Genomic DNA, 16193 nt, shown 5'->3' with positions numbered 1-16193 from the left:
TTTAACCCACTTTCGCAGCAGCATCTACGCCATCGCTAATAAGATGACCATCTTCCATATAAATAATGCGATCAGCTATATCAAGAATACGGTTATCATGAGTCACGAGCAAAATTGTACAGCCTTGTTCTTTTGCTAACTTCTGCATCAATTCCACGACATCACGCCCAGATTTTTTATCGAGTGCTGCTGTGGGTTCATCTGCTAGAACTATTTTTGGTTGACTGATGAGGGCGCGGGCGATCGCCACTCTTTGCTTTTGTCCACCCGATAAACTGTCTGGATAGTAATCTGCACGATTTCCCAAACCTACACTCTCCAACATGCTAATAGCTTTAGCGTCCATATCCTGATTTAAAAACTCGTCATGCAACTCTAACGACATCCGCACATTTTCCTTAGCTGTTAGAAATGTCATGAGGTTATGCGCTTGGAAAATATAACCAATTTGACGGCGAACGTCCCGCAGCTGCTTCTTACTCGCACTACACATTTCTTGTCCTAGAATTTTCAAACTTCCTTCTTGGGCAGAACGTAGTCCTCCCATAAGAGTTAACAAAGTTGTTTTTCCTGAACCGGAAGGTCCAGTCATAATGATAATATCCCCAGAGTAAATATCTAAGTTGATATCAAATAATGCTTGTTTGCGAAGCGTACCTTCACCAAAGTAATGATTCAGATTTTGGGCAGAGATAACGGGTTCAGTTGTTACTATATGCATCGGGTTATGAGAAGAAGTTATTTTTTTCATAGTCTTATTTTTCTAGGTTATTATTATTGACTAACTACCTAAGATGTGCGTAAAAATTCATCAGAAAATCTCAACCTGCCAACAAGCGCAGGTGGAATTTGAGTAAAGTTAGACCAACTGTAAAAGCAACTATTAGAAGAATGTTCAGCCCCAAAAGCAGGTTCTTCCAAACCATCAAGTACAAACCCAACACAGAATGCTGCACCTAACAGAACGTGCAATGGTCGATGAAAGTACAATTGCGGTTTTGGTTGATTTTCAATTGCTAATCCTTTTGTAGTACTAGGTTGTAAGTATCCAGATACTTTGACTGAGTATTCCTTCACCAGTTGACCTTCACAGTCCTTGACTTCTGCAGCCATACTGGTATGTGTACTATTGAAGCAAGGATGCATGACGGCAAAGACAAAGCAGCCTCCAGGACGCAACAACTTTGTGAGTGCCCGTAGGAGAGGGTCAATTTCTGCCATGTCCATGAGTACCATTGCAGATACAGCAGCATCAAAGGAACCTTCCCCCAGCCCAAGTAAAGCTGTCTCATCTGTGGCGTCGAGGACGTGATACTCAATTGATGTCTCATGCTGTTGAGTTCTTTTGCGGGCACAAGTAATCATCTCTTCGGCAAAATCTATTCCGACGACATGTGCACCCAAGCTAGCTAATCTGCGAGTTGTTAGCCCAGTTCCACAGCCTATGTCCAAAATGCGGCTACCCGGTTTTATCTCCAGCAGTCTCTCCATTGCAGGACGAATCAGCACTTGATGAAAGTCGTTTCCGTCATCACCCATGCAGGCGTCCCACACACTAGCGTTGGTATTCCACGCATCACGAGTTTCATTGTTCCATGCATTTGTTGAGTCATTTGCCATTGATATACTCCCAGGACATTTGTGTGATCACTTATATCAAATCCGTTTATATCACAATTTATTTCTCCTTCCTCTTTCTCTGCGTACTCTGCGTCCACCGCGAACTTTGCGGGAGGAACATCCACACGGCAAATTCGCTCTCTGCGGTTTTTTAATCATTTATTACTCACTAAAATACATCTGCAGGATCTGCAGATTGTAACTTCCTCATTGCAACTGCCCCAGAAAAAGTACACATGACTATCGTTATGATAAACACAGTAATTGCACGAGTCAGTGTCATAGCAATAGGTAGCAAAGTTGCTGCATAAGTGACCTGGTAAAGTGCGATCGCAATCAAAAATCCAGGCACATAACCCAACGCTGCCAAAAGTAACGCTTCTTGAAACAAAACACCCAAAAGATAGCCGTCACTATATCCCATTGCCTTCAACGTGGCATACTCTGGTAAATGGTCGGAAACATCACTGTAAAGAATCTGGTACACAATCACGATTCCTACAATAAACCCCACAATCACACCCAGTCCAAAAATAAATCCAATCGTTCCTTGGCTTTCCCAGTAGTACTTTTCTACCCCTGCAAAACCTTCTAGTGTTAAAACTCGTACATCTGGTGATAATTCTTTAGCAAGCTGTTTTTCAACTTGAGTCGGATTAAAACCAGGTTTAAGCTTAATCAAACCGACTTCTATCTGATTGGGTTGACGTTCGGGAAACAATTTCAGAAATGTTGAATCACTCGTGATCACATTACCATCAGCAGCAAATGAACTACCAATAGTAAACAATCCGGTGACTTGAACATTCTGGCGATTGAGTTCTACTTCTAGGGTTCCATGCTTTTGTACAGCATCAGCAACAGCCCCATACTCCGGACGTCCAGCACGATCAAATAATACTCTATTCAAGAGTTGTAACTGTGTTGCATTTTGCTTCACCTCTGGCAAATTCAAGCCTGGGGCTTCTGGATCAATTCCCCAAATCAAAATGGCGCGGTTAATCCGAGTTTCTGGATTTTTCCATTGTCCCAAACTGATGTAAACAGAACTCACCGACTGAACGCCTTCATGACTCAATGCTTGATAAAGTCGTTCACGAGAAAAGCTTTTGACTGAAAAAAGGGTTTGGAGTTGAGGATTTGTCATTACCAAATCTGCCTCAAGTAAGCTATGAGGCTTTGTCGCACTGTCAAAGAGTGCATCTTGAAACCCCATTTGCAGAAATATCAGCATATCTGCAAAGGCAATACCTGCCACTGCTACTGCTAGACGAGTTTTTTCTTTCATCACTTGTCGCAATGCTAGCGGCGTTCTACGAAGCCATTTACCAAACATTTTAAAAAACTCCTTAAGGCTTAGATTCCCGACAACTTCTTCAAGAAATCGGGAATCTTGTTATTCACTGTTGTTTCTTCAAGCTTGCGTTGTCTCATTAACAGAAATAAAGGTAGTCCCAGCGAAACACCAACAAGCAAATTACTCGCAATATAAATCCACAGATTTTTCATTCCCACACGTGAACCTTCCCAATAGACAAATACCCACAAAACTAATGATGAGACAATTAAATCCATACCAAAAAATGCAGAAATTCGGTTAACAAAAAGTTGCTCTAAGAAGAGGTTTATATCCAGTCCATTTTCTATAAGAAAGGGAACAAATTGTGAGTAAGGTAAAATAGTACCTACAATGCAAAGAATTAAGTATATAGTTTTCAGCATTTTCACACCCTCTTTGGTTGGTTTAAAAAATCATGTCATTCATCAGCGATAGAACGCTTGCAAAGTCAATCTTGAAGTAAGCCATTAAAAAACGAATTTTTTCTCTGTTTCTTTTGACACCGTTTAAGTACGTGAGTCTCAAAGCTGTAATTGTCAAAGTCGCCCAGGGATAAGTTCTCCTGAGAATCCAAATGCGGGAAGTTTTGCAAAGCATTTTGTAGAAATCTCCTTCTTTCCATACCAACCTATAACGAACATCCGTTATATTTACTGGTAAATAAAATTTACAGTTCAATTTGTGTCTGAACTTGTAAGTTAGTTAAACCTGCAACTCGCTTGCTATCTTCTGGTGTGAGGCGAACCTTCACTTCAATAACTCGCTTATCTAGATTTTCTCCAGGCTGGTTGCTGAAAACTTTTTGTTGATTAACTTGCAAGCCAACCAGCGAAACAACTCCCCGCAATTCTCCGTTGAAAGCTTGACTTGTGACAACTGCTTTTTGTCCGGTTTTCACTTTACCAATATCAGATTGATAAACTTCTGCAATAGCAACCATTTGGTTTGTTTGTGCTAAATCCAGAATGCCAGAGTCACTCATCTTTTCTCCAACTCGCGTATGAATTTTGAGTATCTGTCCTGCTGTTGGTGCTTTGATGTAAGCTTGTTTCAACTCAGTTTGGGCGCGTTTGACAGCTGCGACAGCATTATCAACTTCCGCTTGCGCCACTTGCACATCCACGGGACGAACTTCAACAATTTTATTCAGGGTGGCGTCAGCTTCCCTAATTTGCTTGACACCAGTCGCGTTAATTCTTTGTAGCGCTACTTTTGCTTCACGAACTTGTTTGCTACCAGTTGCGTTGATTCTGTTGAGAATTGCTTTCGCTTCGTTGAGTTGTTGTTGTGAGGTTTCTAAACTCAAGCGTTTGCTGTCAAATGAGGAACTAGAAATTGCTCCTTGTTCATATAACTGCTGATAACGCCTATACTCAGCTTGAGCATTGTTGAATTCCGCTTGAATTTTCCGAATTGCTGCCTCTTGCGCTATTCTGTCACCTTCCCACTGCGCTTGTAGTCGAGCAATGGTTTCCTCTTGAAAAATTATATCACCTTGTAACTGCACTTGCAAGCGCTCAACAGTTGCTTTTTGAGCAACGATTTCTCCAGATTTCGCGCCTGCTTTTACCTGTGCGAGTTTTGTTTGAGCTACTTTAACCTGTTCTTGTGCTTGTCTAAGGGAATCTTGCAGTTTCTCTCGTGAATCGAGAATTGCTATCACTTGTCCGGCTTTGACTTGTTGACTTTCTTTGACGAGTAGTTGAGTGATGCGATCGCCATCCAACGCCAAAGGTGCAGACAGTTTAATCACCTCAGCTTCTGGTTCGAGTCGTCCTAATGCTGTCACTTTTTTTACTTGAGGAGCCGTTTCCACAGGTGCGGGTTTTTGACTCACCATCCCATACTGAGAAATGCCATAAGAAATAATTCCACCCGTGATGACAGTTCCAGCAACTATTAGCCCAATTAACCATCGGTTTGTAGGTTTTGATAATACTTTGAAAGTCGTCATATTCTTCCTCCGAAATTAACTGTTATGAGTTTTCTTAGACAGTTTTTTTTCTAAATATGCTGTTAGCATCTTGCTTAATAAAGAAAATTGTTCAGGAATAGAAACCGCTTTATTATCCATCAAGCGTTCAAAGATTAAGCCATCAATCAAACTCAATATAAACCAAGTAAGCACTGGATCTTGAATGCCCAAAATATCATACACTGCCTTTTCATATCGCTCTGTTGCACGTTTCAACGCAACACTATCCTGCATATCCTTTGAGTCTTGATGCTGACAAAAATCAACCTGTAAATAAATCCACTTAATATAATAGTCTTCGTTTTTAGCTAAAAATTTACCTAAAGCTTCTAGCCGTTCTTGTAAAGTTTGTATTCCTTCCAATTCAGCCTTCGCCATCAACACATCTTGCTCACATATATCTTCCACTAATTGCTCAAATAACACCTGTTTACTAGGGAAGTAGTGATATAGCGTTCCAGTAGAAACACTTAAGCCCTCAGCAATTTGGCGCATGGTAATTGCTGAGTAGCCTTTCTGGGCAAATAAATCAAAGCACTTACTGAGGAGTTCCTTGCGGTATTGGTCATGGTCAACAATCTTTGGCATTTTTTCACATATTTTATATCGAACATTCGTTATTTATAATAATCTATCATTGCTTCTGGCTTGTCAAGCTTTAGACTTGAGGAAGAATGCAGAGTCTCCCCAGGAAAAGGGACAAACTCGTTTTAGCTAGCATAAGTGGGTAGATTGGAGCCAAATTTATGACTTTGGTAATAGTTAGAGCGTGACTTTTGTCTCATTTGGGTGGCATTTCTAACTTTTAATATAAGAACATTGAGTACAGACCAATTCCAATCTCACAGAATCCAGATTTCGCGATCCATAAAACTAGTCAATCAAAATCAGTTATTGTAATGAATAATTCAAAAGTTCGCATTTCTAGAGACATTGCTGCGGATGTTTTTGCGCTTGCTGCCGAATCGTATACAAAAGAAAGTCAGGATTATTCCTTAGAAGAACTGATACAGGCTGGGGCAGAAGTAGAAATTCCCCCAGAGTTTATTGTACGAGCTGTACAGCAAATTAAAGCAAAGCAAATCCAAGCTCGCGAACGACAACAAAAATTAAAGTTAATTTTCATTAGTGGTAGTGCAGGAGCTGCACTGATGCTTTTCGGTGTTTTGGTTTACAACATGATCACGAGTCAATTTACACACACTCGGCGTTCCCCAGAACATCGTTTCCACGCTGCTCGCTTTTCGACAGATGAAGATCCAAATCGATTTCCACCACAGCACTTCCGACATCACAGGCATAACAGACAACACATAACAAATGTAACAGGAGAAGTGCAACAGTATCTTTTTAATCCAGAAGGACAGGCAGATGGACTGTTACTCAACAATGGGTTACAGGTGAAATTTCCTCCTTTTATGGGAGATAGTTTGATGGCGACAGTTTCCCCAGGAACTCAAATCACTGTTTCAGGAACTTCTGGTTTTCCCAGCCGTTTTGGTCAGGAAATTAGAGCAAGAAGCATCACCAATCCTCAAACAGGACAGACTTTAATGCCACAAACTTCTCCAATACTCCCTCAACCGCCCAACTCTGGCAACTATGGTAATGTATCTGTAGAAGGAAGTGCTCAAAACTGGTTGGTGGGATACCGAGGAAATATTAATGGTGTTGTCCTTTCTAATGGGGCTGTTGTCAGGTTTCCACGCTCTGCAAGCCATCAACTAGACAGCATCGCGAATGTAGGAGACAAAGTCCAAGCGGAGGGATTTGGGACTCGTAATGATTCTGGCCAGACTGTAGAAGCGACAACACTAACGATAAATGGGCAATCTGTGCCTTTGGAACCACAAAATCGATACTTAAGATAAAAGTCTCCAAAAATTAACCACAGTTTCATCAGGGTTCGGGACTCATTTTTGGAGATATTTTTTGCCTCATGAAACAATCACGCTGCACAGATTACGAAGCACAATAGAAATAAGTTGTCATATATAAATGGTGCCATCTGACCTATGCAGCAGTTTAACAAGAGCGAACATCAAGATTTTCTGCGACAGCTTGCTACCCTGGCTGCGATCGTTGGCGCTTTTGTAGTTAACGTCCTGTCGAATATCTTTCCGTTAAATGGACTCAGCATTGGTGAAATTTCTAATACTCTGTTCAAGAACGTATTAATTATTCCCGCTAATTACGCTTTTGCAATTTGGGGATTGATTTATCTTGGTCTGTTTGCTTTCGGAATCTACCAAGTTCTACCAAACCAGAGACATGATTTTGATTTACGTAAAACAGGTTACTTGCTAGTAGTTGCTTGCTTTGCTCAAAGTCTCTGGGTTTATCTGTTTCTTTCCCGGCTTTTTTCACTTTCCGTTGTAGCTATGCTGGGAATTTTACTGCCTCTGATTGTTATATATATAAGATTAGGAATTGGGACAAATTCTGTATCTCGTATCAAGAAGTGGTGCGTCCACTTTCCTATTAGTATTTATCTAGCGTGGATTAGTGTCGCAACCATCGTGAATGTGGCTTGTGCGCTGTCTTTTGTGGGCTGGAACGGCTGGGGAATTTCTGCTGAAGTCTGGACAGTTATTATGTTGCTAATTGCAGCAGCACTTGCTATATTCATAGCTGTTCAGCGCCGAGACGTGGCTTATACAGGAGTGGTGGTTTGGGCAATGGTAGCGATTGCTCTCAAACAGTGGAACAATCCTACTTTGAGAATACTAGCTTTGGCATGTGCAGCTGTTCTTGTGTTACTAATTGTTGTAAAAAATTCCCGTACTCAGCTTTTGAACGGTTGAATAGTGTCATCAGGATGAGCAAATTGCTAATCTAGAAGTCCGGTATTTTCGCTTTCAATATCTTTGACACGAAAGATTGAAGTAAGTGTCAGCGCCGGCTAAAAAGCGCGATGGTGCGGAGCAGCCGCCTGAGCGCAAAGCGCACGCTCCGCGAACGGCGATCGCCCCAACAAAGCAGTCATCACATTGCCAATTATTAGATATGATGATCAGCACGTAGTCCAATATTCACGTAGCTAGGGGAGTGTCAATTGGGTACTATTGGGGAGTTTAATTGTGCTTTTGCTAAAACACTTCTTGAAACGATAAGAAACAGATAATGCTAGTCTCACGTCTGCATAGATTTTTTACTGCTCCGATAGACAAATTATCTGCTTCTGAACACTTGAGAACCTCTACATCAGTTATATTTTGGTTTGGTCTGAGCCTATCGTTTGCATTTTTTTATGGTATTTTAGGGCTTCTGAAAGCTTTCAAAAATGAATACGTTGTCCAGGATGATGCGCGGGAGTATGTGTTTTGGATGCAGCGGTTTATAGATCCTGAACTACTGCCTCATGATTTGATTGCAGATTACTTTAAATCCATCACACCACCTGGATTTGCTACTGTTTACCAGTTGATGGCAAGTCTAAATATTAATCCACTTTTACTCAGTAAAATTTTACCAATCGTATTGAGCTTAATTGCCACCGCCTACTGTTTTGGCGTTTGCCTCCAGATTTTTCCAGTGCCCATGGCTGGATTTATCGCTACATTCCTCCTAAATCAAAGTCTTTGGTTCCAGGATGATTTGGTTTCTGCCACACCTAGATCTTTTGTATATCCATTGTTTTTAGCATTCTTGTACTATATGCTACGTACATCTTGGCTAGCCGTGTGCGTAACACTCGTTCTGCAAGGGCTTATTTATCCTGTATTTATATTTATTTCAGAAGGAATTTTGTTCCTACGGTTATGGAACTGGAAGTATTGCTCACCCCGGCTTCAGCAGAAGCACAGTAGCTTATTGTTGTGTGTAGCTGTTTTGGGGCTAGGCTTTCTCGCAATCTTGCCTTATGCCTTAGTTTCCTCTGAGTTTAGTCCAGTTGTCACCGCTACACAAGCCAGAGCAATGCCAGAGTTCTGGCCGGGAGGACGACATCCTTTTTTTGACGACAACTCTTGGAGGTTTTGGCTAATTGGACAACATAGTGGTATTCTGCCGCCGTTATTACCTCCTTTGATTTGGGTTGGGTTGTTGTTGCCAATAGTGCTGCAAAATGTGTCTTGCTTTCCATTGGTTAAGCAAGTCAAAAGCGAGGTTATAGTTTTATCTCAAATCGTGTTGGTATCCTTGTGTCTATTTTTTGCGGCTCATGCTTTGCTACTAAAACTATTTTTTCCTAGCCGATATATAAGTCATACTTTGCGAATTGTCATGGCGCTTGCTGCTGGAATAATGTTAACCCTAATACTGGATGCACTCTTTCGGGCTTGTGAGAAAATGACAGAATCGAGTCTCCGAAGAAAAAGATTCTGGATACTCGTATTAATGGTAACATTAGGAGCAACGCTCGTACTATACCCTAATTTTTCAAATAGCTTTCCAAAAACGAATTATAGAGTGTCTAACGAGTCTGGTTTGTATAAATTTTTTCAGAGGCAACCGAAAAACATTCTTATTGCTACCCTGTCTGATGAAGCTAATAATATCCCGACGTTTGCCCAACGATCTATTTTAGTCGGTAAAGAATACGCACTTCCTTTCCATCTAGGCTACTACCGTCAGATTCACCAACGAAGCATTGATTTGATTCATGCTCAGTACAGTGATAACTTATTAGCAGCACGACAGTTGATTCAGAAGTATGGGATAACTTTCTGGCTGTTGGATCGCGCAGCGTTTACACCTGATTATTTGAGCGGCAAAAGCTGGCTTAGAAGTTTTCAGCCAGCGTTTACAGAGGCTTTAAACAGCTTGGAACAGGGAACAGTTCCAGCACTTGTAATGCTAACAAAACGCTGTTCTGTGTTCGAGACTAAGAGTATGGTTGTCTTGGAAGCAGACTGTATTACTCATGGGCTACAGCAATAATTACCAATTCTTGTGATTGTCATACTGAATCACTGATTTGGCTGAAACACTCCCACAGACGCGCTTCGCGATCGCTCTCAATCTGTTCCCTGTTTCCTGTTAAGCGCGATGCACTGAGCTTGTCGAAGCGTTCCCTAGCTCAACTAGTAAATTCATAAACAAAACCGAATTCCTGATAAAATACCACTGATGAACCTAGAAGCCGGACAAATTATTCGGGTACGCTCCCGCCAGTATCTTGTAGAAGATGTCGTTCCTGGACTGTCTGTTGAGGAAGACACCTTAGTTCGTCTTTCGTGTCTGAACGACGATGCATTGGGAGAGTCCCTAGAAGTTCTCTGGGAACGGGAAATTGATGCTCAGTACATAGGTGCAACTAATTGGGATTTAGTCGCCAGCCGGGGTTTTGATGATGCACGGCTGTTTTCTGCGTATCTGCACACACTCCGTTGGAACTGCGTTACTTCTTGTGATCCAAAATTGTTTCAAGCACCTTACAGCGCTGGTATTGAAGTCAAGGCTTATCAGCTTGAGCCATTATAATTTATAATTATTGGGAGGCAGAGCCTCTTGTAGGGTATTCCCATGCGGAGCATAGGAACGAGAAATCTATAAATTTCTCTTTAGCTGACATAACATATTTGTTTGCTCTGTTTGGGCGTTCTATCTATAATATTATCTACCTTCTCAAGCTGTGCAACTTGACACGCCTAATTATCTGACGCTTATCTATATAATTTTAGAAGTTATGAATTGACACTTGACAAAACTTTCGTCAACATAAGAAATACAGTTGATTGCTTGCTGTACCTCTAGTAAACGGCGATACACCATGCCAGCCACTACTCCAGCCGAAGTGCGTTCGCACATAACGAATGCCCTGCAACTTGACTTAGTAGGACCAACACTCAATGATACCACCTACGCTCGCGAAGTCCTGACGCAGCCACCTTCTAAGTGGTATCTCGCTGGCTTTCTGGTACCTTTTGGTGCACCGCCTGAAGTGCGTTCTGATGACACAAGCAATGATGAGATTGTCCAAATTACTGGAGTTTAGACTAAAGGCGATCGCTCAGAAAATAACACCTACAGAATTGTGAGTCAAAAAAAATACGCACAAGAGCGGAAATAGAAACTTTCCTGAAAAGAAAAAGTGGTCAGCCATATTGAACTGACCACCAGATGGTCAATGCTGATAAAAGGAAAAAAGTACCACATTGACCATGCCATTTGATAAGCTTAAACAATTCCGCACTAAAGCGTATACGATTCTAAGTAAAGCCAAAGATGCTTTATTTGACCTAATGGATGCAGTGTTAGTGACACGTAGTGTTTACTCGTTTGTGTAACTCTCCGTATCTCCAGTATTTTAACGACAGTGGTCTAGTATCTACGAGGCTTTAGAAGACGGCAATCCACCAAGAGAAGAATTGATGAAGTTGTATATAAAACAACTTTCCCAAACAGAACAAATCCTCTTAGCAGGAGATCATACGGCTTGGCCAAGACTTGATGCGGTGACATTAAAAGAGCGCACTTACGAACATCAAGCTCAACCAATGTCAGGGGCGAAGCCTGTGAGAGTGGGGCAAGGTTACAGCACCATCGCTATTGTTCCACAGAAACAGCTAGCTCAGCCGAAGGCGGCTAGCTTGTAGTTCATGGCTAATGCACAAATAACTCACTACCTCTAGACATTTAGAAATACCTCGTTAGTCTGAGCAAATCCTACATTATAAAAACTTATAATAACTTCGATAAAAAGTGAATACAAAAAGATCGCAAGTTATGACTTGACTGACAAATGAGTGATAAATATCTGCTCAAACTGTATATTACAGGATACACGCCCCGGTCCCAACGAGCGATATCCAATTTGATTCAGTTGTGCGAGTCACATCTGCGCAATAGACATGAGATAGTAATTATAGATGTACTGGAGCAACCCCAAGTTGCTGAAGCTGAGAAAATTTTAGTAACCCCAACTTTAATTAAGGAATTTCCCTTACCAAAGATACGAATTATTGGTGATCTATCAAATACACACACAGTATTGTTAGGGCTTAATATTCCCTATAAGCAGTAAAATACATTAAGAATACTAATCCCTGCTATTGGATTTTTTAATATAAAAGTTTAAATTTCACCAAATGAATCAAGAAAAAGAACAAGATTTGGTTGAGAAGCTGATCACTGGAATTCCTGGCTTTGACATATTATCTGAAGGTGGATTACCCAAGTCACGAGTCACATTAGTAGTTGGTACCGCAGGTAGTGGTAAGACTGTATTTGCATCTCAGTACCTTGCACAGGGAATTGAACGGGGCGAGAATGGGGTGTTTGTGACTTTTGAAGAAACTCCCCAGCGTATACGAAAAAATATGCGAGGCTTTGGCTGGGATATCCGCAAATGGGAAGAGGAAGGCAAATGGGCGTTTGTTGATGCTTCTCGCCAACCTGGAGAAAAGCCTTTGGTGAGTGGAGAATACGACTTTGATTCTCTTGTTGCTCGGATTAAGTATGCCATCAATCAGGTAGGTGCAGCACGAGTCTCAATGGATTGTCTGGGAGCAATGTTTACTTATTTACCTGATAAAGCTCAAGTTCGCAATGACTTATTCATGATTGGTTCAGTTTTGGAACAAATTGAAAGTACGGTTGTGGTGACATCTGAACGCAATCAAGAGTACGGTGATATTAGCACTTACGGTGTTGAGGAGTTTGTCGCTGACAATGTGATTATTCTGCGGAATGTTATATTCCAGCAGAAGCGCCGACGAACTATAGAAATTCTTAAGTATAGAGGTAGTTCTCACAAGCAGGGAGAATTTCCTTTTTCAATTGTTGCTGACAGAGGGATTGTGATTATTCCCCTGTCTAGAACAGAAACAACAGAAGAAAGCACAACTGATATCCGTATAACTTCTGGTGTTCCCGAATTGGATGGTATGTGTGACGGTGGTTTTTTTAAAAATTCTATTATTCTTGTGTCAGGAGCTACAGGTACAGGCAAAACTTTGGTATCAACTCAGTTTATTGCAGCGGGGGTTAATAATAACGAACGTTGCTTATTGTTTGCTTTTGAGGAAAACCGAGAACTGATTTTGAGAAATGCGCTGGGGTGGAGTGTTGACTTCCGACAAATGGAACGGGATGGGCAATTGAAATTTGTATGTCGCAATCCAGAGGCACATCCACTAGAGTATCACCTGATCAAAATGCAAGAAATGATTGAGGAATTTCAACCGCATCGGGTAGCAATTGATAGTCTTTCAGCATTAGAGTGGGCTTCTAATACAGAAGGATTTCGGCAATTTCTTGTTGGTCTAAATTCAATGATTCGAGAACGTAAAATGACAGCACTGTACACCTCCACAACTCCGATGAGTCTTGTTAGTAGTACCTCAACTTCCGAAAATCATATCTCTATCACTACTGATGTCATTATATTACTACGATATGTTGAAATTTATGGAGAAATTCGCAGAGGAATAGCAGTGATAAAAATGCGCGGATCACAGCACGATAAACAAATCCGAGAGTTTACAATTGATAATCGGGGCATGCACATCGGCAAACCATTTCGCAACATCACTGGCATTTTGATTGGTAATCCTATCTCTGGTTTTTACAAACCAAAATGAGTAAAACAGTTATCAGTTATCAGTTATCAGTTATCAGGTAGGAAACGGACAAAGTCCACCCCTTGTTCACTGTTCACTGTTAAGCGTTCCCTGGTGAATACCTCTTTTTCTTCTCTTTCTACAGGAAGAGTAGTAAACATAAGTCTTTGGGTGATATTGTGCGGCACCATTAGCGATTAATATTAAATTATATTAATCACCCGTTTACGAAAACCTGTTAAAAGTGGATAACAAATGTACTATATTATTTTTATTAAACTCGCCCCAATCTACAGAAAATATCCTCGCTGTGATGAATGGAGCTGGTTTTACAGTTGATTATAAGTGTGTAGCAACAAAAGTTGATTACCTTACTTATCTCAATTGTGGTTGCGATGCGATCGTTGCTGAAGACAGTTTAAAAGATTTAGACGCCTTGGAAGCATTGCAAGAAATGCACGCGCAGGGGTTGAACATTCCTTTTGTGATTATTAATGGTACGGATAGCGCATTTATTGCGGTAAGATGTATAAAGGCAGGAGCAACAGACTACCTATCCAAAGATGAACTGGCACGGCTTCCTGAAATTATAAAACAGGTTCTTGGGGAGAAAACACAATCGTCCCAATTGCATAAGGAAGATTTAAGACAAGAGCTGCAAGAACAGACAGCAGAACTAGGAAGACAAAAACAGCACTCCCAACAAGTGGAAGCAACACTGCAAAAGGTTGAGCTACAGTTACAAACGCTGATTACCAAAAATGCTGACGGTATAGTGGTTGTAGATCGAGGTGGTATTGTGCGTTTTATTAACCCAGCAGCACTAAATCTATTTGCCTGCAAGCAAGAAGAATTATTGGGTGAGTTATTTGGCTTTCCAGTTGTTGGTGGGGATAATACAGAGGTCGATATTTACCCATATAGATGTAACACAGAACGCACCGCAGCAAAGGATAGTCTCGAAAAAATTGCCCAAATGCGCGTGGTAGAAATTGAGTGGCAAGGAGAAGCTGCTTATCTTGTTTCTTTAAGAGATATCACTGAACGCAAGCGAGCGGAAGATGAGCGCAATAAACTTTTAGAAGAGGCTCAAGCAGCAAACCGCATAAAAGATGAGTTTCTTGCTGTTCTTTCTCATGAATTGCGAACACCTTTAAATCCAATACTCGGGTGGGTGAAACTTTTACGCAGTGGTAAGCTTAATGATAACAAGAAAGAGCAGGCACTGGAAACTATCGAGCGTAACGCGAGTTTACAGGTGCAACTGATCAATGACTTGCTAAGTGTATCTAAAATTTTGCGTGGGAAGCTAACTCTTAATCCAATTGCTGTTAACCTGCAAACTATAATTACCAAAGCTATAGAAAGTGTAGATCTTGCGGCTCAAGCTAAGTCAATTGAGATATTGACTGTATTTGATGCTAATCTGGGAGTAGTTTTTGGTGATTCCAAACGATTGCAGCAAGTCATGTGGAATCTCCTTTCTAACGCTGTGAAATTTACGCCATCAAATGGACAAGTCACCGTTCGATTAAAAAGGGTTGGCTTATACGCTCAAGTTCAAGTTATTGATACAGGCAAAGGTATAAAACCAGAATTTTTACCTTATATATTTGATTACTTCCGTCAACAAGATAGTGGTTATAACAGAAAATTTGGGGGTTTGGGTTTAGGGCTTTCTCTTGTGCGCCACTTAGTTGAATTACACGGCGGAACTATTGAAGCTGAAAGTCGTGGTGAGGGAAAGGGAGCAACTTTTACTGTTAGGCTTCCATTGATGCTGAATCCCTCCATAACTCAAGGTGAGACTCAAAAAGATGACAAGAGTCCAGATTTATATGGTGTGCGGGTACTGGTTGTGGATGATGAACCAGACAACCGCGATTTTTTGGCTTTTCTACTAGAAGCTTATGGGGCTTGTGTATCTGCAGCCGCCTCAGCACATGAAGCCCTTTCATCACTGGTTGAAGAACAGCCAGATTTGCTGGTGAGTGATATTCAAATGCCAGAAATGGATGGTTACATGCTGATTCGTCAAATCAGATCTTTGCCAGCCGAACGAGGAGGACAAATTCCGGCAATCGCCCTCACTGCTTACGCCGGGCAGACTCCTCAACAGCAAGCTAATGGTACTGGTTTTACGCTTCATTTTCCCAAGCCAATTGAACCAGTTCTTTTGGCGACAGCGATCGCAAATTTGGTTGAGAAGTAATACCATTTTGGATTTTAGATTTTAAATTCTCATACTCTGTTTCGTCTGTGTCTCGTCTCTCGTTCCCTTCTCGTTCTCTTCTCGTTCCCATGCTCTGCGTGGGAATGCATTCTGTGAGGCTGTGCCTCCAGTTTATCAGCATTGAGGCAGCAGCCCACAACCATGCGTTCCCAGCCGGAGGCTAGGAACGAGAAAATGAGAAACTTTATTTATCTCTCTTCTTTTTCTCTTGTAATTTTTGCACTTCCTCCTCCAAAATCCGGTAACGATTCTCCAAAGTGTTTTCCTGACTTTGCGGTTTTGTCTTCGCGACTTTACTAATTTCTCTTGATTCTTTGTCAAATATGGCATCTATCACAGATTCATGGTTGAGATACCACTGACGAATCACTTGTGCAATCACCTGTGAGTTAAGATTTTCTATCGCAGCAAGGTTTTTTTGCAGCGTTGGTAAATCGGCGATCGCCGAGTCATCAAACACATAATCTTGCTCTCTAAGGAGGGAACTAAGTGCAATACATGGTTGTAGAGACGTTCCATGGA

General features: G+C 41.3%; 16 protein-coding genes. 9 read left to right on the top strand and 7 right to left on the bottom strand.

The annotated features are described in order from the left end of the window. Window position 1 precedes the first annotated feature (1 nt). The 6 genes from DP114_RS20705 to DP114_RS20680 form a co-directional block, all read right to left on the bottom strand. Window positions 2-751: a DevA family ABC transporter ATP-binding protein gene (locus DP114_RS20705; protein ID WP_171977017.1), complete on the bottom strand. Its 750-nt coding sequence runs from the start codon at window positions 749-751 to the stop codon at window positions 2-4. Between the two features lie 38 nt (window positions 752-789). Beyond that, window positions 790-1620 (bottom strand): class I SAM-dependent methyltransferase, encoded by an 831-nt coding sequence (locus tag DP114_RS20700; protein WP_171977016.1) that lies wholly within the window; start codon window positions 1618-1620, stop codon window positions 790-792. A 169-nt stretch (window positions 1621-1789) separates the two neighbouring features. After that, the gene (devC, locus tag DP114_RS20695; protein WP_171977015.1) at window positions 1790-2956 is read right to left on the bottom strand and encodes an ABC transporter permease DevC; all 1167 of its coding nucleotides are present in this window, start codon (window positions 2954-2956) and stop codon (window positions 1790-1792) included. 20 nt (window positions 2957-2976) lie between these two features. Further along, window positions 2977-3342, bottom strand: coding sequence for a DUF2834 domain-containing protein (locus tag DP114_RS20690; protein ID WP_169263126.1), 366 nt, complete (start codon window positions 3340-3342; stop codon window positions 2977-2979). A gap of 284 nt (window positions 3343-3626) precedes the next feature. Continuing rightward, the gene (locus DP114_RS20685) at window positions 3627-4913 is read right to left on the bottom strand and encodes an ABC exporter membrane fusion protein (RefSeq protein WP_171977014.1); all 1287 of its coding nucleotides are present in this window, start codon (window positions 4911-4913) and stop codon (window positions 3627-3629) included. Window positions 4914-4928: 15 nt separating this feature from the next. Beyond that, entirely contained in the window at window positions 4929-5522 is a 594-nt protein-coding gene (locus tag DP114_RS20680; protein ID WP_171977013.1) for a TetR/AcrR family transcriptional regulator, read from the bottom strand. A 311-nt stretch (window positions 5523-5833) separates the two neighbouring features. Between DP114_RS20680 and DP114_RS20675 the strand changes: the two genes are divergently transcribed. The 9 genes from DP114_RS20675 (at window position 5834) to DP114_RS20635 (ending at window position 15650) form a co-directional block, all read left to right on the top strand. After that, complete coding sequence (locus tag DP114_RS20675; RefSeq protein WP_169263123.1) at window positions 5834-6805, top strand: hypothetical protein; 972 nt, start codon at window positions 5834-5836, stop codon at window positions 6803-6805. Window positions 6806-6949: 144 nt separating this feature from the next. Continuing rightward, entirely contained in the window at window positions 6950-7738 is a 789-nt protein-coding gene (locus DP114_RS20670) for a tryptophan-rich sensory protein (protein WP_171977012.1), read from the top strand. A 319-nt stretch (window positions 7739-8057) separates the two neighbouring features. Then, entirely contained in the window at window positions 8058-9815 is a 1758-nt protein-coding gene (locus DP114_RS20665) for a hypothetical protein (protein ID WP_171977011.1), read from the top strand. Window positions 9816-10004: 189 nt separating this feature from the next. Further along, window positions 10005-10358 carry a hypothetical protein gene (locus tag DP114_RS20660; RefSeq protein ID WP_246162610.1) on the top strand — a complete coding sequence of 118 codons (354 nt, stop codon included), beginning with the start codon at window positions 10005-10007 and terminating at the stop codon, window positions 10356-10358. 289 nt (window positions 10359-10647) lie between these two features. Then, entirely contained in the window at window positions 10648-10872 is a 225-nt protein-coding gene (locus DP114_RS20655) for a hypothetical protein (RefSeq protein ID WP_171977010.1), read from the top strand. Window positions 10873-11248: 376 nt separating this feature from the next. After that, window positions 11249-11473: a hypothetical protein gene (locus DP114_RS34460; RefSeq protein WP_211178252.1), complete on the top strand. Its 225-nt coding sequence runs from the start codon at window positions 11249-11251 to the stop codon at window positions 11471-11473. Between the two features lie 146 nt (window positions 11474-11619). Beyond that, the gene (locus tag DP114_RS20645) at window positions 11620-11901 is read left to right on the top strand and encodes a circadian clock KaiB family protein (protein WP_169263119.1); all 282 of its coding nucleotides are present in this window, start codon (window positions 11620-11622) and stop codon (window positions 11899-11901) included. Window positions 11902-11965: 64 nt separating this feature from the next. Next, the gene (gene kaiC, locus DP114_RS20640; protein ID WP_171977009.1) at window positions 11966-13459 is read left to right on the top strand and encodes a circadian clock protein KaiC; all 1494 of its coding nucleotides are present in this window, start codon (window positions 11966-11968) and stop codon (window positions 13457-13459) included. A gap of 223 nt (window positions 13460-13682) precedes the next feature. Beyond that, window positions 13683-15650 carry an ATP-binding protein gene (locus DP114_RS20635; RefSeq protein ID WP_246162609.1) on the top strand — a complete coding sequence of 656 codons (1968 nt, stop codon included), beginning with the start codon at window positions 13683-13685 and terminating at the stop codon, window positions 15648-15650. A 205-nt stretch (window positions 15651-15855) separates the two neighbouring features. On the opposite strand, the gene DP114_RS20630 is transcribed toward DP114_RS20635, so the two are convergent. Next, the gene (locus DP114_RS20630; RefSeq protein WP_246162608.1) at window positions 15856-16131 is read right to left on the bottom strand and encodes a hypothetical protein; all 276 of its coding nucleotides are present in this window, start codon (window positions 16129-16131) and stop codon (window positions 15856-15858) included. Between the last annotated feature and the right edge of the window lie 62 nt (window positions 16132-16193).

The organism is Brasilonema sennae CENA114 (assembly GCF_006968745.1).
In the GTDB taxonomy this organism is placed as follows: Bacteria; Cyanobacteriota; Cyanobacteriia; order Cyanobacteriales; family Nostocaceae; genus Brasilonema; species Brasilonema sennae.
Note: the sequence above shows the minus strand (reverse complement) of the source record. Positions and strands in the feature narration are given on the sequence as shown.

Bases quoted from the DNA above. Each gene is read 5' to 3' on its own strand.
- DP114_RS20705 (WP_171977017.1), bottom strand. From the start codon at position 751: ATGAAAAAAATAACTTCTTCTCATAACCCGATGCATATAGTAACAACT.
- DP114_RS20700 (WP_171977016.1), bottom strand. From the start codon at position 1,620: ATGGCAAATGACTCAACAAATGCATGGAACAATGAAACTCGTGATGCG.
- devC (WP_171977015.1), bottom strand. From the start codon at position 2,956: ATGTTTGGTAAATGGCTTCGTAGAACGCCGCTAGCATTGCGACAAGTG.
- DP114_RS20690 (WP_169263126.1), bottom strand. From the start codon at position 3,342: ATGCTGAAAACTATATACTTAATTCTTTGCATTGTAGGTACTATTTTA.
- DP114_RS20685 (WP_171977014.1), bottom strand. From the start codon at position 4,913: ATGACGACTTTCAAAGTATTATCAAAACCTACAAACCGATGGTTAATT.
- DP114_RS20680 (WP_171977013.1), bottom strand. From the start codon at position 5,522: ATGCCAAAGATTGTTGACCATGACCAATACCGCAAGGAACTCCTCAGT.
- DP114_RS20675 (WP_169263123.1), top strand. From the start codon at position 5,834: ATGAATAATTCAAAAGTTCGCATTTCTAGAGACATTGCTGCGGATGTT.
- DP114_RS20670 (WP_171977012.1), top strand. From the start codon at position 6,950: ATGCAGCAGTTTAACAAGAGCGAACATCAAGATTTTCTGCGACAGCTT.
- DP114_RS20665 (WP_171977011.1), top strand. From the start codon at position 8,058: ATGCTAGTCTCACGTCTGCATAGATTTTTTACTGCTCCGATAGACAAA.
- DP114_RS20660 (WP_246162610.1), top strand. From the start codon at position 10,005: ATGAACCTAGAAGCCGGACAAATTATTCGGGTACGCTCCCGCCAGTAT.
- DP114_RS20655 (WP_171977010.1), top strand. From the start codon at position 10,648: ATGCCAGCCACTACTCCAGCCGAAGTGCGTTCGCACATAACGAATGCC.
- DP114_RS34460 (WP_211178252.1), top strand. From the start codon at position 11,249: ATGAAGTTGTATATAAAACAACTTTCCCAAACAGAACAAATCCTCTTA.
- DP114_RS20645 (WP_169263119.1), top strand. From the start codon at position 11,620: ATGAGTGATAAATATCTGCTCAAACTGTATATTACAGGATACACGCCC.
- kaiC (WP_171977009.1), top strand. From the start codon at position 11,966: ATGAATCAAGAAAAAGAACAAGATTTGGTTGAGAAGCTGATCACTGGA.